The following is a 17,564-nucleotide window of genomic DNA, read 5'->3' on the forward strand; positions in this document are numbered from 1 at the left end:
TCTAAAATTTATAAAAATAATTTCATTTATTAAAATATAAAAATAAGCATAAAAAAAAGCACCTTATTTTCATAAGATGCTATAGAGTAAGTTAATTATACTAATTCTATAATTGCTCTTTCAGAACCATCGCCTTTTCTTGGTCCAAGTTTTAATACTCTAGTATATCCACCATTTCTATCTTCATAATTTGGTGCTATTTCACCAAATAATTTTTGAACTGTAGATGGTTTATATATATATTGAGCTGCTTGTCTTCTTGTATGAAGAGTATTTTTCTTTCCTAATGTAATCATACGATCAGCCATTTTTTGAGTTTCTTTTGCTCTTGTTAGGGTAGTAGTAATTCTACCATTGTCTAACAAAGAAGTTACTTGATTTCTAAGTAAGGCATTTCTATGATCAGTTCTTCTACCAAGCTTTCTTTTATTAGCCATCATATCCTCCTATTCTTCTCTTAAGTTAAGTCCTAAACTATGGATTTTATCTATAACTTCATCTAAAGATTTTTTACCGAAGTTTTTAATATCTTTTAGTTCAGATTCACTTTTTTCTATTATCTCACCAACAGTATTATATCCTGCTCTTTTTAGACAATTGAATGATCTTAATGATAGATCTAATTCTTCAATAGTTTTAGATAATTCTACTTGATTATCATCGTCATCTTCAATTTCTTCAACTTCTTCTTCCTCAACTTCTGGTGGGAATTGTTGACCAGGAAGATCTTTGAAAAATCTAATATCTTCCATCAAAATTGAAGCTCCTTCAGATAAGGCTTCTTGCGGAGTGATTGTTCCATCAGTCCAAACTTCAAGGATTAATTTATCATAATCTGTAGATTCACCAACTCTAGTATTTTCTACTGTAAAGTTTACACTTTTAACTGGTGTAAATGATGAGTCTATTGCAATTGCTCCTATAGGATCTGTATCCTTTTTATTTTGTTCAGCAACTCTATATCCCTTACCGTCAGTAACATCAAGTGCTATGAATAATCTTCCTTTATCATTAACTGTTGCAAGATAATGATCAGGATTTGCTACTTCAACTTGGGCATCTGTTTTTATATCTTTTGCTGTAACAATTTTTGGACCTTCTATATCTAAAAATAGAGTTAGATCTTCTTTAGTATGTTTTTTTATATCAATACCTTTGATATTTAATATTAATTCAGGTACATCTTCCACAACTCCAGGAATTGTAGAAAATTCGTGTAGTACCCCGTCTATAAGAATCTTTGAGACGCTAGAACCAGGTAAGGATGATAAAAGCATCCTTCTCATACTGTTTCCTATGGTTGTACCATAGCCTCTTTCGAGTGGATATAGGACAAACTTTCCGTAATTAGTTTCTTCGTCTATATCTAAAATTTCAATTTTTGTATCTAATTTTTCTATCATTGTATCTCCTTAGTTCTAACAATTTAACTAATTCTATTTAGAATAGAACTCAACAATCATACGTTCTTCTACAGGTATATCAATATCTTCTCTTGTTGGGAAGTTTGTAACTTTTACCTTTAAGTTTTCTAAATCTGAATCTAACCATGAAACTATACCGAATGATTGATTTGTTTCTTTGATAGCCTTAAATAATTGGCTTGATCTAGATTTTTCTTTAACTTCGATAACATCTCCTTCTTTTACAAGAATTGATGGGATGTCAACACTTTTACCATTTAATAATAAATGTCCGTGTGTTACAACTTGTCTTGCTTCTCTTCTAGTTCTAGCAAGTCCTGATCTAAATGCTATATTGTCAAGTCTTCTTTCACAAAGGATTATTAGGTTTTCACCTGTTTGTCCCTTCATTTTTGAAGCTTTTTCATAATAACTTCTAAATTGTTTTTCACTTACTCCGTAGATGAATTTAGCTTTTTGTTTTTCCCTTTGTTGCATACCATATTCACTGAGTTTTCTTCTTTGATTAGAGTTTGATCTTTTAGATTCTCCTGAATATCCTAAATATGCTGGGCTTATTCCTAAGCTTCTACATCTTTTAAAAATTGGATCTCTGCTTACTGCCATAGTCACTCCTTATTAAACTCTTCTTCTCTTAGGTGGTCTACAACCATTGTGAGGAATTGGTGTTACGTCTTTTATCATTGTTACTTCAAGACCTGCTGCTTGTAAACTTCTGATTGCAGATTCTCTTCCTGAGCCTGGTCCTTTAACAAATACTTCTACACTTTTTAAACCATATACCATAGCTTTTTTAGCTGCTTCTAATGCTGCTTCTTGTGCTGCAAAAGGAGTAGATTTTCTTGATCCTCTAAAACCTAATTGTCCAGCACTAGCCCATGATAAGGCATTACCTTGTGCATCTGTCAAAGTTACCATTGTATTATTGAATGTTGAATTGATATGAGCTTGTCCTCTTTCGACATTCTTTTTAACTCTTCTTCTACCTCTTTTAGCAGAAGATTTTCTAGTCTTTGCTGCCATATCTCCTCCTAATGTCTTCCTTTTCTAGTTCTTGCGTTATTTTTTGTATTTTGACCTCTTACAGGTAGACCTTTTTTATGTCTAATTCCTCTGTAACAATTAATTTCTCTAAGGTTTCTGATATTCATTGATACTTCACGTCTTAAGTCACCTTCGATTGTGTAATCATCAAGTATCTCACGAATTTTTCCTAGTTCACCTTCTGTAAGGTCTTTCATTTTTGTATCAGGATTAATTCCTGCTTTTTCTAATATTTCTTGTGCTGAAGATTTTCCTATACCATAAATATAAGTTAATCCTATTTCTGCTCTTTTTTCTCTAGGTAAGTCTATACCAGCTATTCTTGGCATCTAATACCTCCTTAACCTTGTCTTTGTTTATGTTTTGGATTTTCGCAAATTACCATAACTTTTCCGTTTCTTTTGATAATTTTGCATTTATCACACATTTTTTTTACTGATGCTCTAACTTTCATTATCGTTCTCTCTTTCTTTATCTAAAACTTGTTTATCAAATAGTCAACTAAAAGCTTTCTCTAGCTTTGCTCACTTAGTTTTTCGGGCTCATCTTATTCGCCTCGAAAATTAAAGATTTTTTCAAAATCTTTAACACTGCCGTGACTATTTACGTCTCCAAGTAATTCTTCCTTGAGTAAGATCGTATGGAGATAATTCAACTGTTACTGTATCTCCTGGTAATATTCTAATGTAGTTCATTCTTAGTTTACCTGAAATATGTGCTTGTATTTCATGTCCATTTTCTAGTTCTACTTTAAATATTGCATTTGGTAGAGCTTCTTTAACTACTCCTGTTACTTCTATAGCATCTTTTTTTGACATCGATAAAATCTCTCCTTTTCTTTTTTATTTTGATCTATTAATGTCTGATTGATTCTTTTTTACAACAAGACATAATCAAGATATCTTTAATAATGAAAGACTCTATCTTTATCTCGTTTTCGATTTTGTAATTCATTGAAAAATTTAGCATATTTGTTAATATTTTATACTTATCTACCTAAACTTTTTTTGATTTGATCAAAAACTTCATCAGGAGTTTTTGCACCGTCAATAGTAACTAATATACCTTTTTTGTTGTAGTAATCAATCAAAACTGATGTGTGTTTGTTGTAAACATCAAGTCTTTCTTTAACTGCTGCTTCTGTGTCATCTTCTCTTTGAATTAATTTTTCGCCAGTTTCATCATCAATTCCTTCAACTTTTGGAGGGTTGAATTTTATATGATAAACTTTTCCAGTTGACACATTTACTCTTCTTCCAGATATTCTTTCAATAATTACATCTTCAGGTACGTTGATATTTATTACCTTATCAATCTTATTATCTCTTTTTTGCATTCCTTCATCAAGTGCTTCGGCTTGAGTAATATTTCTTGGGAATCCGTCTAATAGAACTGTCTTTCCATCTTCTACCTTATCTAAAGCGTCCCAAACTAAATCTATTGTTAACTCATCTGGAACTAATTGACCTTTATTAATATATTCTTTAGCTTTAGCTCCCAAAGGTGTGTTATTTTTCATATTTGTTCTAAATATGTCACCTGTTGAAATTTGAACTGTATCCAATTCTTTAATTAATCTTTCTGCTTGTGTTCCTTTTCCGGCTCCCGGAGGTCCTAACAATATGATATTCATAATATTACCTGTTTAAAAATCCTTTGTAGTTTTTCATAGTAAGCATAGCTTCTATTTGTTTCACTGTTTCAAGTATTACACCAACAACAATTATTACTGAACTTCCTCCAAATGACAAGTTTAGTCCTAAAAATCTTGATGATAGTGCTGGTACTATTGTAAGTAATGCTAACGAAATAGCACCAATAAATGTGATTTTGTTTCCAACTTTTGCTAGGTAATCACTAGTAGGTTTTCCTGGTCTTATTCCTGGAACAAAACCACCATTTTGTTGTAGTTGCTTAGCATATTCAACTGTATTAAATTGTATCATGTTGTAGAAGTAAGCAAATACCAAAATTAGTACTGCTTGAACAACAAGATAAATTACAAATCCAAATGTTGATTTGCTAAAGAATTGATTCAATCCTCCATTTGCATTTCCCATAAATAATGAAATTGTTGATGGGATAGCTAGTACTGCTGAAGCAAATATTATTGGCATTACACCACTCATATTTACTTTTACAGGAATGTGAGTTGATTGTCCACCATACATTTTTCTTCCAACTACTCTTTTTGCATATTGGACTGGTATTTTTCTTTCACCTTCTGTAATCTTTACAGTAAATACTACTATAAAAATTATCACAAGTGCCATGATTAAGATTGAAAGCCATGAAATTGTATCGTAGTGAAGTCCAGTCTTCCATGTTTTAAGGGTTTTAGGTACGTTTGCGATTATACCCATGAAGATTATAATAGATACACCATTTCCAATTCCTTTTTCAGTTATGGTTTCACCCATCCATGTAACAAGCATTGTTCCACCAATAAGTACTACATTCATAACTATTTTTTGGAATGATGTAGCAGATGATAAAGCTGCTCCATATAATCCGTTTGTTATAGCTATAGCTTGAAATATAGCAAGAAATATTGTCATATATCTTGTATATTTTTGTATAGTTTTCCTTCCTGCTTCGCCTTCTTTTGTTAGCTCTTCAAATCTTGGTATTACAACTGTAAGTAATTGCATTACGATTGATGCTGTAATGTAAGGTTGTACTCCAAGAGCAAATATTGATAAAGTAGAAAGTCCACCACCTGTTAACATATTTAAGTAATCAACTAGTGTTCCTTCCATTCCTTTATATGCCTCAGCTAACTTTTGTGCGTCTATAAATGGAATTGGGATGTTATTTCCTAATCTATAGATTAATAACATCACAAGAGTGAAGTAGAATTTTTTTCTTATTTCTTCTTCACCCCATGCTCTCTTTAGCGTATCTAACATTAGATCACCTCAGCCTTTCCCCCTTGGGCTGTGATTTTCTCTTCTGCAGATTTTGTAAATTTATGAGCTTTTACTGTTAATTTCTTTGTTATTTCGCCGTCACCAAGAATTTTGATTCCAGCTTTTGCTTTATTTTTATTTAAAATTTTATTTTCAAATAGTAGTTCAGGTGTAACTTCTGTACCGTCTTCAAATATATCTAAATCACAAACATTAATTGTTTCATATTCTTTTGTGTTGATATTTTTGAATCCTCTTTTTGGAAGACGTCTAAATAATGGCATTTGACCACCTTCAAATCCTGGTCTAACTCCTCCACCACTTCTTGAGTTTTGTCCGTCTTGACCACGACCTGCTCTAGTTCCGTTTCCACTTCCTGGACCTCTACCTTTTCTATTTTTTGTTTTTAGCTTTTGGTTAGGTTTTAAATCGTGAAGTTTCATTTTACACCTCCTAGCTTAATTCTTTAACTTCCAACATAAATGGAATTTTATTGATCATTCCTCTTAGTGCAGAATTATCTTCTCTTACTACTGTTTGACCAATCTTTTTAAGACCTAGTGCTTTTGCAGTAGCGATTTGATCATCTTTTCTGCCTATGAAGGATTTTTTTAATTTAATTTCAACTTTTGCCATAGAATTACTCCTTAATAATCGAATTCTTCTATTGATTTACCACGTAATCTTGCAACTTCTTCTACAGTTTTCATAGAAGAGAAAGCTTTTAAGCAAGCATTAATGATATTTTTTGGATTTGATGAGCCTAAGTTTTTAGCTCTTATATCCTTATATCCTGCAAGTTCACATATAGCACGAACTGGACCACCTGCGATGATTCCAGTACCTTCTTTAGCTGGCATCAATAGTACAGATCCTGCACCTTTGTTTGCTAATGTTCTATGAGGAACTGTAGTGTTAACTATAGGAACAGTAATCATATGTTTTTTTCCATCTTCTGTTGCTTTTCTTATAGCTTCTGGAACTTCTGTTGCTTTACCAGTTCCAACACCAACATGTCCGTTTTGATCTCCTACTACCACTAAGGCAGCAAATCTCATGTTACGTCCACCTTTTACAGTTTTCGCAACTCTATTTATACTAACTACTCTATCTTCGAGGTTTAGTTTGTCTACATCTTGTTTTAATAAATACATCTAAATCCTCCCTCGTTAAAACTTAAGACCATTTTCTCTTGCTGCTTCAGCTAGGGCTTTTACTTTTCCGTGATAAAGATATCCGTTTCTATCAAAAACAACCTCTTCGATTCCTTTATCAAGTGCAACTTTTGCTATCATTTCACCAACTTTTGTGGCAGCTTCTATATTTGCACAATTTTCTAAACCTTCGTTTACATCTTTTTGTAATGTGTTTGCACTTGCAAGTGTTACTTGTGCATCATCATCTATTAATTGTGCATATATATTAGTATTTGATTTGTAGACACTAAGTCTTGGTTTTTGAGCAGTTCCACTGACTTTATTTCTAACTCTATATTTACGAGTTTTTAATTTTTGCTCTTTAGTTTTTTTAGCCATTATTGCCCCCTACTTACCTGTCTTACCAACTTTTCTTCTAATATGCTCATTTTCATAACGGATTCCTTTACCTTTATATGGTTCAGGTTTTCTCCAATTTCTAATGTTAGCTGCATATTGTCCAACAAGTTGTTTATTTGTTCCTTTTACAACAATTGTTCTGTCATTTGGAACTTCTACTTCAATACCTTCAGGATCGTCCATTTTAACTTGGTGTGAAAATCCTAGATTCATTACTAGAGTTTTACCTTGTTTTTGTGCTCTATATCCTGTACCTTCAATTTGAAGAGTTTTTTGATATCCTTCTGTTACTCCTAAAATCATATTAGCAATTAATGATCTATAAAGACCATGTTCTTGATTTTCTATTTTTGTAGGATTTTCAGAAGCAATAACATTTAACTCATTATCAGCTTGTTCAAGCTTCAAGTTTTTTGATACTAATTGAGAATCTTCACCTTTTGGTCCTTTTACTGTAACCAAATTGTCTTTAACATCAATAGTTACTCCAGAAGGGATTTCAATTGGTTTTTTACCTATTCTTGACATTTATTCCTCCTTACCATACATAACACATAACTTCGCCGCCGACATTTAAATCTCTTGCAGCTTTATCTGTTAATAGTCCTTTTGATGTTGAGATTATTGCAATTCCAAGTCCATCAAGTACTTTTGGTACTTCATTAGCTTTTACATAAACTCTTAATCCTGGTTTAGAAATTCTTCTAAGTCCTGTAATAACTTTTTCGCCTTCTTCTGCGTATTTCAAGTCTATTGTAAGAATACCTTGCTTATTGTCTTCTTCTACATCAAATCCTTTGATGTAACCTTCGTCTAAAAGAATTTGAGCAATAGCACGTTTCTCATTAGAAGATGGTAAGCTTACAGATGTATGATTAGCTTTGTTACCATTTCTTATTCTTGTTAGCATATCCGCAATTGGATCTGTCATCATAATTATTTTCCTCCTAACTTACCAGCTTGCTTTTCTTACTCCAGGAATTTCACCTTTGTTTGCGAGCTCTCTAAAGCATACACGGCAAATACCGTATTTTCTTAATACAGAATGTGGTCTTCCACAAATCTTGCATCTTGAATATGCTCTTGTACTGTATTTTGGCTTTCTTTTTTGTTTCGCAATCATTGACTTTCTTGCCATTTTTTGCTCCTTTATTTTCTGTAAGGCATTCCCATTAATGTTAAGAATGCTTTAGCTTCTTCATCAGTTTCTGCTGTTGTTACAAATGTAATATCCATACCATGTAAGAAATCTACATCGTCATAGTTGATTTCTGGGAATATTAATTGTTCTTTGATTCCTAATGAATAATTTCCTCTTCCATCGAATGAATTTGGGTTAATTCCTCTAAAGTCTCTAACTCTTGGTAGAGAGATTGAAATTAATTTATCCATGAAATCATACATTTTTTCTCCTCTAAGAGTTACTTTTGTACCGATTGGTTGACCTTCTCTTAGTTTGAAGTTTGATACAGATTTTTTAGCTTTTAATTCAATTGGTTGTTGACCTGTAATAAGTGCAAGTTCATCTTTTGCCTTGTTTAAAATGTTTTTGTTATCTTTTGCTTCACCAAGTCCGATATTTATAACAATTTTTTCAAGTTTTGGTACTTGCATTAAGTTTTCATAACCGAATTGATCCACAAGTCCTTTAACAACTTCTGATTTATATTTTTCTTTTAATCTACTTGTCATAATTACTCCTTTTGGATCTAATCGAATTTTTCATCAGTTTTTTTGCAAACTCTTACTTTTTTTCCATCGATTATTTCAGTTGATGTTCTTACACCTTTTTTTAAGCTTTCTGAGTATAGTAGAACTTTTGATGCTGAGATTTTTCCTTCTCTTTCAAATCTTCCACTTTCTTCACCCATTTGTCTTGCTTTTTGGTGTTTAGTTTGAATGTTTGCACCTTCAACTATCACTCTATTTTCTTTAGGAAATGCTTTAATAACTTCTCCTACATGTCCTTTATATTCACCTGATATTACTTGGACTTTATCGCCTTTTTTAATATGCATTTAATCCTCCTATAATACTTCCGGTGCAAGTGAGATAATTCTCATGAATCCTTCATGACGAAGTTCTCTTGTTACTGGCCCGAATATACGAGTTCCTACAGGTGATTTGTCATCTTTAACAATTACAGCTGCGTTATCATCAAATTTAATATATGATCCATCGCTTCTTTTAACTCCTCTTGAAGTTCTAACTATAACAGCTTTAACAACCTCACCTTTTTTTACCGCTCCACCGGGTGTTGCACTTTTAACTGAACAAGTAACTACATCGCCAATGTTTGCGTATCTTCTTCCGGCTCCTCCAAGAACTTTGATAACTGAAAGTTCTCTTGCTCCGGAGTTATCTGCTACTCTCATACGAGATTCTTGTTGTATCATAATAATCTCCTTTACCTAATTAAGCACGAACTGCAGTCTCGTTAATTTTAACTAGTCTCCATCTTTTTGTCTTAGATAATGGTCTAGTTTCCATTATTGTTACTGTATCGCCAACTCTCGCTTCATTGTTCTCATCGTGAGCTTTATATTTCTTACTTACATTTAATCTTTTTTTGTATACAGGGTGTTGGATTTTAGTTTCTACTTTTACAGTAATTGTTTTATCCATTTTATCTGATACAACTATTCCTTGAACGGATCTTCTACTATTTCTTTCCATCAAGTTAAGCCTCCTTATTTATATTGAGCTTTCTCTCTGTTTGGATTGTTTTTACTCTAGCTATATCTTGTTTAACATTTCCAATAGCAGCTGGGTTTTCAAGTTGACCTGTAGCCAATTGGAAACGAAGATTAAATAATTCAGATTGTAAATCGAAAAGTTTTTTATTTAATTCGCTTTCACTTAATTTTCTGATTTCTACTGCTTTCATTAAGCTTCCTCCACTTCTTTGACTTCAAGTCTTTTAACAAATTTTGTTTTGATTGGAAGTTTTTGTGCCGCAAGTCTCATAGCTTCTCTTGCTACTTCTTCACTAACACCACTCATTTCAAACAAAACTCTACCTGGTTTAATTACTGCTACCCAATATTCTGGAGCACCTTTACCAGATCCCATTCTTACTTCTGCTGGCTTCTTTGATACCGGTTTATCTGGAAATACTTTAATCCAAATATTTCCGCCTCTTTTTATATATCTTGTCATAGCACGTCTTGCAGCCTCGATTTGGTTAGCTGTTAACCATGTGCTACCTAGTGCTTGTAATCCGTATTCACCATAAGCAAGTGTATTACCTTTTTGGGCTTTACCTTTCATTCTTCCTCTATGTTGTCTACGATATTTTACTCTTTTAGGCATTAACATAATCTTGTTTCCTCCTTGAGATAATAATATTATCTATCGTTGTTTCTTCTATTTGGACGTCTTTTCTTGTTTCTTCTGTTTTGTCTTGGTTGTTTAATGTCTGGAATTCTTTTTGCTTTTTCTCCAGGAAGAACTTCTCCTCTGTTTATCCAAACTTTACATCCGATTTTACCGTATTGGGTATCAGCTTCTGCAAAACCATAATCAACATCAGCTCTTAGTGTTTGAAGTGGAACTTTACCTTCATTGTATCCTTCGCTTCTTGCCATATCAGCACCACCAAGTCTACCAGATACTTGAGTTTTGATTCCTACAGCTCCAGCTCTCATTGTTCTTTGAACTGCTTGTTTCATAGCACGTCTAAATGTGATACGATTTTCAAGTTGTGCTGCAATATTTTCAGCTACTAATTGAGCATCAACGTCTTGATTTTTGATTTCTTCAACGTTAATTATTACTCTTTTGCCAGGAGCGATTTTTTCAACTTTTTTCTTTAATTCTTCTACTCCTGCTCCGCCTTTACCTATTACCATTCCTGGTTTTCCAGTATAAACTGAAACTTTAATGTTATTTACTGCTCTTTCGATTTCTATATCAGAAATTCCTGCATCGTAAACTTCTTTTTTAACTAATTCTCTTATCTTATGATCTTCTACTAAAAGTTCAGAAAAGTCTTTTTTATTTGCATACCATTTAGAGTCCCATTCTTTAATTACGCCAACTCTAAAGCCTTTAGGATTTACTTTTTGACCCATTATTATGCCTCCTCTACTTCGTCTTCTGTAAGAACTACACCTATGTGAGATGATCTCTTAAGGATTGGATAAGCAGCACCCTTAGCCTTAGGTCTCCATCTTTTCATAGTTGGAGCGTCGTTTGCGAAGGCTTTTTTAACAATAAGATTTTCTCTAGATAATCCATTATTGTTTTCTGCATTTGCTATTGCACTTTTAAGTACGTCTGAAAGTAGTCTAGCACCTTTTTTATTTGTAAATCTTAAAATATTAAGTGCTTCATCTACTTGTTTACCTCTAATTTCTCTACATATATAATTAACTTTAAGAGGAGATATTCTTACATATTTAGCTGTTGCTTTAACTTCCATTTATACTCTCCTATCTTAATTTTGATTTTAATTCAGTCGCTTTTTTAGCATGGCCTTTGAAAGTTCTTGTTGGAACGAACTCTCCAAGTTTATGTCCAACCATATCTTCTGTTATATATATTGGAACATGTTTTCTACCATCGTGAACTGCTATAGTATGTTCTACAAATTCAGGAAATATTGTAGAACGTCTTGACCAAGTTTTAACTACCTTTTTGTCATTTTTTTCATTTAACGCTTCAATTTTTTTCATTAAATGTTCATCGACAAAAGGTCCTTTTTTTAGTGATCTAGCCATTAAATCCCCCTATTTTTCGTTTCTTCTTCTTACAATGTATTTAGAAGATTTATTTTTCTTCTTTCTTGTTTTAAGACCAAGTGCTGGTTTACCCCATGGTGTTGATGGTGCTGGTCTACCTACTGGTGTTCTTCCTTCACCACCACCGTGTGGATGGTCTACTGGGTTCATTGCTGATCCTCTTACATGTGGTCTTTGACCCATATATCTTGTTTTACCAGCTTTACCAACTCTTACTAATTCATGTTCAATATTTCCAACCGTACCAATTGTAGCTTTACAATCATTATGGATTAATCTTGTTTCACCACTTGGTAATTTTACTGTTGCAAATCTTCCTTCTTTAGCCATAAGTTGAGCAGAAACTCCTGCACTTCTTACAAGAATTGCTCCTCTTCCTGCTTTAAGTTCGATATTGTGAATTTGTGTACCAACTGGAATATCTTTTAATTCAAGTGCATTACCTGGTTTGATATCAGCTTCTTTACCACTTTCAACTACATCTCCAACTTTAAGATTTCTTGGAGCAAGTATATATCTTTTTTCTCCATCAGCATAAGCTAAAAGGGCAATATTTGCAGATCTATTTGGATCATATTCAATAGCTTTTACTCTTGCTGGTATATTATCTTTGTTTCTTTTGAAATCAATGATTCTATATTTTCTTTTTGCTCCACCACCTCTATGGCGAACTGTAATTCTACCAGTGTTATTTCTACCACCTGATTTTCTTAAATCAGTTAATAAAGATTTTTCTGGTGCTTTTTTTGTAATTTCACTATATGTCATAACAGACATATTTCTGTGTCCGTTTGATGTTGGTTTTAATTTTCTTATAGGCATTTAAATCCTCCCTACATTCCGTCGAAGTATTCAATTGCTTCAGAATCTTCAGTTAATGTAACGTAAGCTTTTTTCCAATCAGCTTTTTTACCATAACCGTATCTAGTTCTAACTTTTTTACCAGTAAAGTTTAAAGTTCTAACTTTTTTTACCTTTACTCCTTCAAAGATAGTTTCGATTGCTTTTTTGATTTCTGCTTTGTTAGCATTTTTGTCTACTTCAAAAGTGTATTTATTATCTTCAATTAATTCCATACTTTTTTCAGTAATTATTGGTCTTTTTACTATTTCGTAAGGTGATTTCATTATATAAATACCTCCTCAAGTTTTGCAATTGCATCTTTTGTTACGACAAGTTTGTCATGTCTTAAAAGATCATATACATTGATTAAGTTAGCTTTTTCTACATTACAGCCTTCAATATTTCTAAATGATCTATAAACTTTATCATCATTTTCAGCAATTACTACATATGCTTTATTGTCTGCATTAATATTTTTTAATATCTCATTTGCTTCTTTAGTTTTGTATGAATCAAGTTTTAATTCATCAAGAACAACCAATTCATTATCGTTAACTTTTGAAGTCAAAACTGAGTAAAGAGCTTTTCTTCTCATTTTTTTAGGAATCTTATAGCTATAATCTCTTGGCTTTGGTGCAAATACAATACCACCACCTGTATAGTGAGGTGCTCTTATAGATCCTTGTCTTGCTCTACCAGTTCCTTTTTGTCTAAATGGCTTTCTTCCACCACCTCTTACTTCTGCACGAGTCTTAGCGGATTGTGTGCCTTGTCTTTTATTAGCTAGTTGGCTTTTTACTGCATCATAAACAGCTGTTTCAGCAATATCTGCTGCAAAAAGAGTTTCATTTAACTCAATTTCTCCAACATTTTCTCCCTTAATATTTAAAACTTCTACTTTAGGCATTTATTCCTCCTTATTATAGGCTCTTTGTTGCTTGTTTTACTTGAACAAGTCCACCTTTTGGTCCTGGAACTGCGCCTTTAACTAGGATGTAGCTGTCTTCTGTGTTAACTTTAACAACTTTTAAGTTTTGAACTGTTACACGTTCATTACCCATTTTTCCAGAGCCTTTTCTACCTTTGAACACTCTAGCTGGATCAGAACCTGCTGCTCTTGCACCTGCTACTCTGTGTGATTTAGAACCGTGGCTTGCTGGTCCTCTTCCGTAGTTCCATCTTTTAATAGCACCTTGTGTTCCCTTACCTTTTGAAGTTGCTACTATGTCTACTAATTCGCCTTCTTCAAATTGGTCAACACTAAGTGTATCTCCAGGATTTAATTCAGATTTTTCTGATAGTCTAACTTCTTTTAAATATCTTTTATAAGATGCATTAGCTTTGTCAAAGTGTCCTTTAATAGGTTTTTTAACATTCTTTTCTTTTTTGTCATAATATCCAACTTGGATTGAATTGTAACCATCAACTTCTTCTGATTTAACTTGAACTATTACATTCTCATCAGCTTTAAGTACAGTTACAGGTGTAACAACACCATCTTCATCAATGACTTGAGTCATGCCTACTTTTGTTGTAAATATACTCTTCATTTGAGTACCTCCTTAATTACAGCGGATTGATCCAAAATTATTTGGAAAATCTTCAATCATTCTAATTACAGTTTTATTTCTATATCAACACCAGCTGGTAAATTTAGTTTCTTTAATGAATCTAAAGTTTTAGCATTTGGTCCAATGATGTCGATTAATCTTTTGTGTGTTCTTTGTTCAAACTGTTCTCTTGAGTCTTTGTATTTGTGAACCGCACGAAGTATTGTTATAACTTCTTTTTCTGTTGGTAATGGAATTGGTCCACTTACTTTTGCTCCTGATCTTTTTACCGCTTCAACAATTTTTTCTGCAGAGCTATCAATTATTTCATGATCGTATGCTCTTAGTCTAATTCTTATCTTTTGATTAGCCATTTTTCCTCCTTTTGATGCGCCACCCTACCGGGCGTTTAATTATATTTGGAAAGCACTAGAGATTATTCTCTAGCTTGCTTGGTGGAAATTACCTTCCACATCTGGCTTAAGTGTGAAAGCAACCTCCCACTTCATAGCACTTAAATATGATACAACAAATCATAAGAAAAATCAAGTAAATTTAGTAATTTTTTATTAATTTTTAGATAATTTCTTTTAGATTTTTGTATCAACTTTTTATATTATATACTCTTAATTTATTTTTTCAAATATTTCTTAAAATTTTTCTCATTGTTTTTATTTCTAATTATCTACTTAAATTTTTATTTAATTATAAAATTAAAAATGTCAGAATTAAATTTAAGTCTAATTCTGACATTCTCTTATTTTAATATATAATTTTATTTTTCTTTCTTCTTTAATATAGCTGTAGCAAATGTACTCATTAAACCAATTAACATTGGTGCTAATGAAGATTCGACACTTGTGTTTGGATTTTCATTAGAAACTTTATTAACTTTTTTAGCCAATCTTCCTTGACTCGCTTTTTCCCATACTGCTTCTAGCTTAGTTTTTCCATCTAGTTTTATTTTATCTCCTGGATAGTAAATTTTATTTCCATATCTCCAGTATAAGAAATTTAATCCTTGTTTTTTAGGTGTTTTTAGTGTTATATAATTAGATTCTTTTTCTTTAAATTTATCTAATTTTTCTTTAGCATCTTTATAATTTTCTAAAGCTAGGTCATATTTTGCTTTTACATCTTCTAGTTGTTTAGATATTGAGTTTGATTTTTCTTTTGCATCTTCTAAATCTTTTTCACTATTTTCTAATTCTTTTTCATATTTTTCTTTATCAGCCAATAAGTTTTTAATGTAATCAAATTCTTTATAAGATTCAGGATCATTTAAATCCACTGATTTTGATTTTTCATACAAATCTTTTGCTTTTTCTAACTGTTCTTTTGTATTAACTATTTGATTTTCTAATTCGGCTATTTTTTGATTATTTTCTTTTAATTCTTTTTTAGCTTGAGATAGTTCATTTTGTGCTTTTTCAAAATTATCTAACGCTTGCTTATAAGATTTAAATTGTTTATTTGTAATATCTAAATTTTCTTTAGCTTTTTTATAATTAGCCTTGCTTATATTTAGATTATCTAAGGAAGCTTCTTTTTCGTTTGATTTTTCTTCAATTTGATTTTTCAAATCTTCTTTTTCTTTATCTAAATTATCAAGTCTTTTTTTGTTTTCTTTTAATTTTTCTTTGTCTTTAGCATTTTCTTTTGATAATGGATCTATTTTTTTATTTAGATTATTTATATTTGACTTAACTCTAGATATTTCAGCTTGTTTTGACTTTAATTTATTTTCTAAATCTTTTATAGTATTTTGTACATTTTGAATTTTTTGTAAAAGATCTTTATCTTGAATTGTTTCTGCATTGATTTTTCTTTTTAAATCTTCAATATAATTTTTAAGTCTTTTTTCATATTCATCAATAGAGTAAGTTTTTTGATTTTTTACCTTATTAAATACTGAAGATGAAACTCCTTGACCCATAGCATAACCAGCACTTACAGTTGGATTTTGATTGAATGTATATCCAAGGTCAACTATTTGTGCATAATGCCATATTGTCATATTAGAATTTTCTCTTTTAACCTTACTCTCTACATCACTTATGTTTGTATAAACGCCCTTTTTATTTCTATCAAAATATGGTTTTTCTCTATCCCACCAGAAATCAATAGAGTTTTCAGGTCCAAATCCCCATGTTAAATTTTCTTCTTGAGGATGAATTTTCGCATGTACTTTGTTGTAATCTACACCATATTTATTTAAGATTACTCTTGTATAGTTGGCATTTGCTTGAGCTACTGCCATATCATAATCGCTTATTCTTAATACATTAAGATTTCTGCCATTATAACCCTTATCTTTTTGTCTTTTAGCATTTACTTTTCTAAGAGCATCAATTGAGTCTAGCATGTTTTCAATCTTCCTAGAATCATCTTGATTATAATTTTTATTTGCTTGTAAGTATATATTTGAATTCCATTTATTTTTACTATAACCTGGTAATTTTTTAAATACATCTATAGCTTGTTGAGAACCGTTTTGTCTGAAAAATCCAACAGAACCCTCATTCCATTGTTTAAGAGCCTCAGCTTTTTGTTTTTCAGTAACAGAATTTTTAGCATGTTTTTGTAGTTGTTCTAATTCTTTTTGTCTAGAATCTAATTGAGATTTTAGATTTTCTTTTTCAGAATTTAATTTATTCAAAGAATTTTCTTTTTTAGCTTTATCATTTTCTAATGCACTTATTTTAGAATCATTTTCTTTGACTTTTACTTCTAATTTTTTGTTATCTTTTTCAAAATTATTTAAATTTTCTAATTCTTTATTTTTTTCATCTAATGCTTTAGTTTTTTCTTTGTAATCACTTTCAGCCTTGTTTTTATTATTATCAGCTTCACTTAAATTATTTTCTGCAGCTTTTATTTTTTCTTCAGCATCTGGATTTTTTTCTTTTTTAGCATCTAAATTTTTCTTAGCTGTATCTTTTTCTTGTGTTTTTTCATTTACAGTTTCTTCTGATTTTTGAGCTGATTTTTCTGAATTTTCAAGTTCTTTTTCTTGATTATTTAGCTTTGAACTTTTTTCTTCTACATTTTTTTCTTGAATTTTTGTATTATCTTCTACAGCAGTCTCTAGCTTATTATTAGTTTCTTGTAAATTTCCTTCACTTACTTCTTTTTTTGACTCTAAATTTTTGTTTGTCTCATTTACTTTATCATAAGCTTTTTGACTTTCATCCAAATTTTCACTAGCAAGATCATAATCTTTTTTAGCTTCGTCATAATTTTCTTTAGCTTCTTTGTAATTTTTTGGATTCGATTTGTTTTCATTACTGTAATTCTCAACATTTGTAGTTGTATTCAAAGAATCCGCTAAAGAGATTCCATTTGATTGAACAAGAACAGATGTAGATATAGCCATAGCCAAGGCTACTTTTTTCATATTTTTTGATTTCATAATAAATTCTACGTTAAACGTAATCCTCCCCTTGATATTGTTACAACTTAGTAAATAAATTTTATCAAATTTTACTGAAAAATA

Annotated in this window: 31 protein-coding genes; all 31 read right to left on the bottom strand. The window is 31.3% G+C overall.

Going from position 1 to position 17,564, the window contains the following annotated elements:
* Window positions 1–95: 95 nt before the first annotated feature.
* Window positions 96–437 (bottom strand): 50S ribosomal protein L17, encoded by a 342-nt coding sequence (gene rplQ, locus ASHG_RS06800; protein WP_040398515.1) that lies wholly within the window; start codon window positions 435–437, stop codon window positions 96–98.
* A 9-nt stretch (window positions 438–446) separates the two neighbouring features.
* Window positions 447–1,403, bottom strand: a complete 957-nt coding sequence (locus tag ASHG_RS06805; RefSeq protein ID WP_040398517.1) for a DNA-directed RNA polymerase subunit alpha — start codon at window positions 1,401–1,403, stop codon at window positions 447–449.
* A gap of 33 nt (window positions 1,404–1,436) precedes the next feature.
* Window positions 1,437–2,030 (bottom strand): 30S ribosomal protein S4, encoded by a 594-nt coding sequence (gene rpsD / locus ASHG_RS06810; RefSeq protein WP_040398518.1) that lies wholly within the window; start codon window positions 2,028–2,030, stop codon window positions 1,437–1,439.
* 12 nt (window positions 2,031–2,042) lie between these two features.
* Entirely contained in the window at window positions 2,043–2,447 is a 405-nt protein-coding gene (gene rpsK, locus ASHG_RS06815) for a 30S ribosomal protein S11 (protein WP_040398519.1), read from the bottom strand.
* Window positions 2,448–2,455: 8 nt separating this feature from the next.
* On the bottom strand, window positions 2,456–2,797 hold the full coding sequence (rpsM, locus tag ASHG_RS06820; protein ID WP_040398524.1) for a 30S ribosomal protein S13: 342 nt from the start codon (window positions 2,795–2,797) through the stop codon (window positions 2,456–2,458).
* An 11-nt stretch (window positions 2,798–2,808) separates the two neighbouring features.
* Window positions 2,809–2,922, bottom strand: a complete 114-nt coding sequence (rpmJ, locus tag ASHG_RS06825) for a 50S ribosomal protein L36 (RefSeq protein ID WP_004818043.1) — start codon at window positions 2,920–2,922, stop codon at window positions 2,809–2,811.
* 145 nt (window positions 2,923–3,067) lie between these two features.
* A complete protein-coding gene (gene infA / locus ASHG_RS06830; RefSeq protein WP_019118178.1) occupies window positions 3,068–3,286 on the bottom strand; it encodes a translation initiation factor IF-1 in 219 nt (72 codons plus the stop codon).
* Between the two features lie 170 nt (window positions 3,287–3,456).
* Window positions 3,457–4,101, bottom strand: a complete 645-nt coding sequence (locus ASHG_RS06835) for an adenylate kinase (protein ID WP_040398526.1) — start codon at window positions 4,099–4,101, stop codon at window positions 3,457–3,459.
* Between the two features lie 4 nt (window positions 4,102–4,105).
* Window positions 4,106–5,377, bottom strand: a complete 1,272-nt coding sequence (secY, locus tag ASHG_RS06840) for a preprotein translocase subunit SecY (protein WP_040398527.1) — start codon at window positions 5,375–5,377, stop codon at window positions 4,106–4,108.
* Window positions 5,377–5,820: a 50S ribosomal protein L15 gene (gene rplO / locus ASHG_RS06845; protein ID WP_040398529.1), complete on the bottom strand. Its 444-nt coding sequence runs from the start codon at window positions 5,818–5,820 to the stop codon at window positions 5,377–5,379. Before rplO ends, secY begins: the two co-directional genes overlap by 1 nt.
* A 10-nt stretch (window positions 5,821–5,830) precedes the next feature.
* Window positions 5,831–6,013 (bottom strand): 50S ribosomal protein L30, encoded by a 183-nt coding sequence (gene rpmD, locus ASHG_RS06850; protein ID WP_004817749.1) that lies wholly within the window; start codon window positions 6,011–6,013, stop codon window positions 5,831–5,833.
* A gap of 11 nt (window positions 6,014–6,024) precedes the next feature.
* Complete coding sequence (rpsE, locus tag ASHG_RS06855) at window positions 6,025–6,531, bottom strand: 30S ribosomal protein S5 (protein WP_004815490.1); 507 nt, start codon at window positions 6,529–6,531, stop codon at window positions 6,025–6,027.
* Between the two features lie 15 nt (window positions 6,532–6,546).
* Complete coding sequence (gene rplR, locus ASHG_RS06860; protein WP_040398530.1) at window positions 6,547–6,912, bottom strand: 50S ribosomal protein L18; 366 nt, start codon at window positions 6,910–6,912, stop codon at window positions 6,547–6,549.
* A gap of 9 nt (window positions 6,913–6,921) precedes the next feature.
* Window positions 6,922–7,461 carry a 50S ribosomal protein L6 gene (gene rplF, locus ASHG_RS06865; RefSeq protein WP_040398531.1) on the bottom strand — a complete coding sequence of 180 codons (540 nt, stop codon included), beginning with the start codon at window positions 7,459–7,461 and terminating at the stop codon, window positions 6,922–6,924.
* Window positions 7,462–7,471: 10 nt separating this feature from the next.
* Window positions 7,472–7,867 (bottom strand): 30S ribosomal protein S8, encoded by a 396-nt coding sequence (gene rpsH, locus ASHG_RS06870; RefSeq protein WP_004815481.1) that lies wholly within the window; start codon window positions 7,865–7,867, stop codon window positions 7,472–7,474.
* A gap of 18 nt (window positions 7,868–7,885) precedes the next feature.
* On the bottom strand, window positions 7,886–8,071 hold the full coding sequence (locus ASHG_RS06875; RefSeq protein WP_004815479.1) for a type Z 30S ribosomal protein S14: 186 nt from the start codon (window positions 8,069–8,071) through the stop codon (window positions 7,886–7,888).
* Window positions 8,072–8,082: 11 nt separating this feature from the next.
* Complete coding sequence (gene rplE / locus ASHG_RS06880) at window positions 8,083–8,625, bottom strand: 50S ribosomal protein L5 (protein WP_040398533.1); 543 nt, start codon at window positions 8,623–8,625, stop codon at window positions 8,083–8,085.
* A 17-nt stretch (window positions 8,626–8,642) separates the two neighbouring features.
* Window positions 8,643–8,951, bottom strand: coding sequence for a 50S ribosomal protein L24 (gene rplX / locus ASHG_RS06885; RefSeq protein WP_004815475.1), 309 nt, complete (start codon window positions 8,949–8,951; stop codon window positions 8,643–8,645).
* A gap of 9 nt (window positions 8,952–8,960) precedes the next feature.
* Window positions 8,961–9,329 carry a 50S ribosomal protein L14 gene (rplN, locus tag ASHG_RS06890; protein WP_040398535.1) on the bottom strand — a complete coding sequence of 123 codons (369 nt, stop codon included), beginning with the start codon at window positions 9,327–9,329 and terminating at the stop codon, window positions 8,961–8,963.
* Between the two features lie 19 nt (window positions 9,330–9,348).
* Entirely contained in the window at window positions 9,349–9,609 is a 261-nt protein-coding gene (gene rpsQ, locus ASHG_RS06895) for a 30S ribosomal protein S17 (RefSeq protein WP_004815472.1), read from the bottom strand.
* A 4-nt stretch (window positions 9,610–9,613) separates the two neighbouring features.
* Entirely contained in the window at window positions 9,614–9,820 is a 207-nt protein-coding gene (rpmC, locus tag ASHG_RS06900) for a 50S ribosomal protein L29 (RefSeq protein ID WP_004815471.1), read from the bottom strand.
* Window positions 9,820–10,251 (bottom strand): 50S ribosomal protein L16, encoded by a 432-nt coding sequence (rplP, locus tag ASHG_RS06905; protein WP_040398536.1) that lies wholly within the window; start codon window positions 10,249–10,251, stop codon window positions 9,820–9,822. The genes rpmC and rplP overlap by 1 nt, the downstream gene beginning before the upstream one ends.
* 29 nt (window positions 10,252–10,280) lie before the next feature.
* Window positions 10,281–11,006 (bottom strand): 30S ribosomal protein S3, encoded by a 726-nt coding sequence (gene rpsC, locus ASHG_RS06910; RefSeq protein ID WP_040398537.1) that lies wholly within the window; start codon window positions 11,004–11,006, stop codon window positions 10,281–10,283.
* Between the two features lie 2 nt (window positions 11,007–11,008).
* Complete coding sequence (gene rplV / locus ASHG_RS06915; protein WP_040398539.1) at window positions 11,009–11,356, bottom strand: 50S ribosomal protein L22; 348 nt, start codon at window positions 11,354–11,356, stop codon at window positions 11,009–11,011.
* A gap of 10 nt (window positions 11,357–11,366) precedes the next feature.
* Complete coding sequence (gene rpsS, locus ASHG_RS06920) at window positions 11,367–11,654, bottom strand: 30S ribosomal protein S19 (RefSeq protein ID WP_004815464.1); 288 nt, start codon at window positions 11,652–11,654, stop codon at window positions 11,367–11,369.
* A gap of 9 nt (window positions 11,655–11,663) precedes the next feature.
* Window positions 11,664–12,497 carry a 50S ribosomal protein L2 gene (gene rplB / locus ASHG_RS06925; protein WP_040398541.1) on the bottom strand — a complete coding sequence of 278 codons (834 nt, stop codon included), beginning with the start codon at window positions 12,495–12,497 and terminating at the stop codon, window positions 11,664–11,666.
* An 11-nt stretch (window positions 12,498–12,508) separates the two neighbouring features.
* Window positions 12,509–12,802, bottom strand: coding sequence for a 50S ribosomal protein L23 (gene rplW / locus ASHG_RS06930; RefSeq protein ID WP_040398543.1), 294 nt, complete (start codon window positions 12,800–12,802; stop codon window positions 12,509–12,511).
* A complete protein-coding gene (gene rplD / locus ASHG_RS06935; RefSeq protein WP_040398544.1) occupies window positions 12,802–13,425 on the bottom strand; it encodes a 50S ribosomal protein L4 in 624 nt (207 codons plus the stop codon). The genes rplW and rplD overlap by 1 nt, the downstream gene beginning before the upstream one ends.
* A gap of 13 nt (window positions 13,426–13,438) precedes the next feature.
* Window positions 13,439–14,068, bottom strand: a complete 630-nt coding sequence (gene rplC / locus ASHG_RS06940; RefSeq protein WP_040398546.1) for a 50S ribosomal protein L3 — start codon at window positions 14,066–14,068, stop codon at window positions 13,439–13,441.
* Between the two features lie 65 nt (window positions 14,069–14,133).
* A complete protein-coding gene (rpsJ, locus tag ASHG_RS06945) occupies window positions 14,134–14,442 on the bottom strand; it encodes a 30S ribosomal protein S10 (RefSeq protein WP_004815458.1) in 309 nt (102 codons plus the stop codon).
* 401 nt (window positions 14,443–14,843) lie between these two features.
* Window positions 14,844–17,480, bottom strand: coding sequence for a coiled-coil domain-containing protein (locus ASHG_RS06950; protein WP_040398547.1), 2,637 nt, complete (start codon window positions 17,478–17,480; stop codon window positions 14,844–14,846).
* Window positions 17,481–17,564: the final 84 nt, after the last annotated feature.

It is taken from the genome of Anaerococcus senegalensis JC48 (assembly GCF_000321005.1).
Lineage (GTDB): Bacteria > Bacillota > Clostridia > Tissierellales > Peptoniphilaceae > Anaerococcus > Anaerococcus senegalensis.

Bases quoted from the DNA above. Each gene is read 5' to 3' on its own strand.
- rplP (WP_040398536.1), bottom strand. From the start codon at position 10,251: ATGTTAATGCCTAAAAGAGTAAAATATCGTAGACAACATAGAGGAAGA.
- rpsQ (WP_004815472.1), bottom strand. From the start codon at position 9,609: ATGGAAAGAAATAGTAGAAGATCCGTTCAAGGAATAGTTGTATCAGAT.
- rplW (WP_040398543.1), bottom strand. From the start codon at position 12,802: ATGAAATCACCTTACGAAATAGTAAAAAGACCAATAATTACTGAAAAA.
- rplV (WP_040398539.1), bottom strand. From the start codon at position 11,356: ATGGAAGTTAAAGCAACAGCTAAATATGTAAGAATATCTCCTCTTAAA.
- rpsH (WP_004815481.1), bottom strand. From the start codon at position 7,867: ATGATGACAGATCCAATTGCGGATATGCTAACAAGAATAAGAAATGGT.
- rplR (WP_040398530.1), bottom strand. From the start codon at position 6,912: ATGGCTAAAAAAACTAAAGAGCAAAAATTAAAAACTCGTAAATATAGA.
- rpsM (WP_040398524.1), bottom strand. From the start codon at position 2,797: ATGCCAAGAATAGCTGGTATAGACTTACCTAGAGAAAAAAGAGCAGAA.
- rplC (WP_040398546.1), bottom strand. From the start codon at position 14,068: ATGAAGAGTATATTTACAACAAAAGTAGGCATGACTCAAGTCATTGAT.
- rplX (WP_004815475.1), bottom strand. From the start codon at position 8,951: ATGCATATTAAAAAAGGCGATAAAGTCCAAGTAATATCAGGTGAATAT.
- rpmC (WP_004815471.1), bottom strand. From the start codon at position 9,820: ATGAAAGCAGTAGAAATCAGAAAATTAAGTGAAAGCGAATTAAATAAA.
- rpsC (WP_040398537.1), bottom strand. From the start codon at position 11,006: ATGGGTCAAAAAGTAAATCCTAAAGGCTTTAGAGTTGGCGTAATTAAA.
- rplN (WP_040398535.1), bottom strand. From the start codon at position 9,329: ATGATACAACAAGAATCTCGTATGAGAGTAGCAGATAACTCCGGAGCA.
- ASHG_RS06875 (WP_004815479.1), bottom strand. From the start codon at position 8,071: ATGGCAAGAAAGTCAATGATTGCGAAACAAAAAAGAAAGCCAAAATAC.
- rpsS (WP_004815464.1), bottom strand. From the start codon at position 11,654: ATGGCTAGATCACTAAAAAAAGGACCTTTTGTCGATGAACATTTAATG.
- rpsJ (WP_004815458.1), bottom strand. From the start codon at position 14,442: ATGGCTAATCAAAAGATAAGAATTAGACTAAGAGCATACGATCATGAA.
- ASHG_RS06835 (WP_040398526.1), bottom strand. From the start codon at position 4,101: ATGAATATCATATTGTTAGGACCTCCGGGAGCCGGAAAAGGAACACAA.
- rpsD (WP_040398518.1), bottom strand. From the start codon at position 2,030: ATGGCAGTAAGCAGAGATCCAATTTTTAAAAGATGTAGAAGCTTAGGA.
- infA (WP_019118178.1), bottom strand. From the start codon at position 3,286: ATGTCAAAAAAAGATGCTATAGAAGTAACAGGAGTAGTTAAAGAAGCT.
- ASHG_RS06950 (WP_040398547.1), bottom strand. From the start codon at position 17,480: ATGAAATCAAAAAATATGAAAAAAGTAGCCTTGGCTATGGCTATATCT.
- rpmJ (WP_004818043.1), bottom strand. From the start codon at position 2,922: ATGAAAGTTAGAGCATCAGTAAAAAAAATGTGTGATAAATGCAAAATT.
- rplQ (WP_040398515.1), bottom strand. From the start codon at position 437: ATGGCTAATAAAAGAAAGCTTGGTAGAAGAACTGATCATAGAAATGCC.
- ASHG_RS06805 (WP_040398517.1), bottom strand. From the start codon at position 1,403: ATGATAGAAAAATTAGATACAAAAATTGAAATTTTAGATATAGACGAA.
- rpsK (WP_040398519.1), bottom strand. From the start codon at position 2,447: ATGGCAGCAAAGACTAGAAAATCTTCTGCTAAAAGAGGTAGAAGAAGA.
- rplD (WP_040398544.1), bottom strand. From the start codon at position 13,425: ATGCCTAAAGTAGAAGTTTTAAATATTAAGGGAGAAAATGTTGGAGAA.
- rplO (WP_040398529.1), bottom strand. From the start codon at position 5,820: ATGAAACTTCACGATTTAAAACCTAACCAAAAGCTAAAAACAAAAAAT.
- secY (WP_040398527.1), bottom strand. From the start codon at position 5,377: ATGTTAGATACGCTAAAGAGAGCATGGGGTGAAGAAGAAATAAGAAAA.
- rplF (WP_040398531.1), bottom strand. From the start codon at position 7,461: ATGTCAAGAATAGGTAAAAAACCAATTGAAATCCCTTCTGGAGTAACT.
- rpmD (WP_004817749.1), bottom strand. From the start codon at position 6,013: ATGGCAAAAGTTGAAATTAAATTAAAAAAATCCTTCATAGGCAGAAAA.
- rpsE (WP_004815490.1), bottom strand. From the start codon at position 6,531: ATGTATTTATTAAAACAAGATGTAGACAAACTAAACCTCGAAGATAGA.
- rplE (WP_040398533.1), bottom strand. From the start codon at position 8,625: ATGACAAGTAGATTAAAAGAAAAATATAAATCAGAAGTTGTTAAAGGA.
- rplB (WP_040398541.1), bottom strand. From the start codon at position 12,497: ATGCCTATAAGAAAATTAAAACCAACATCAAACGGACACAGAAATATG.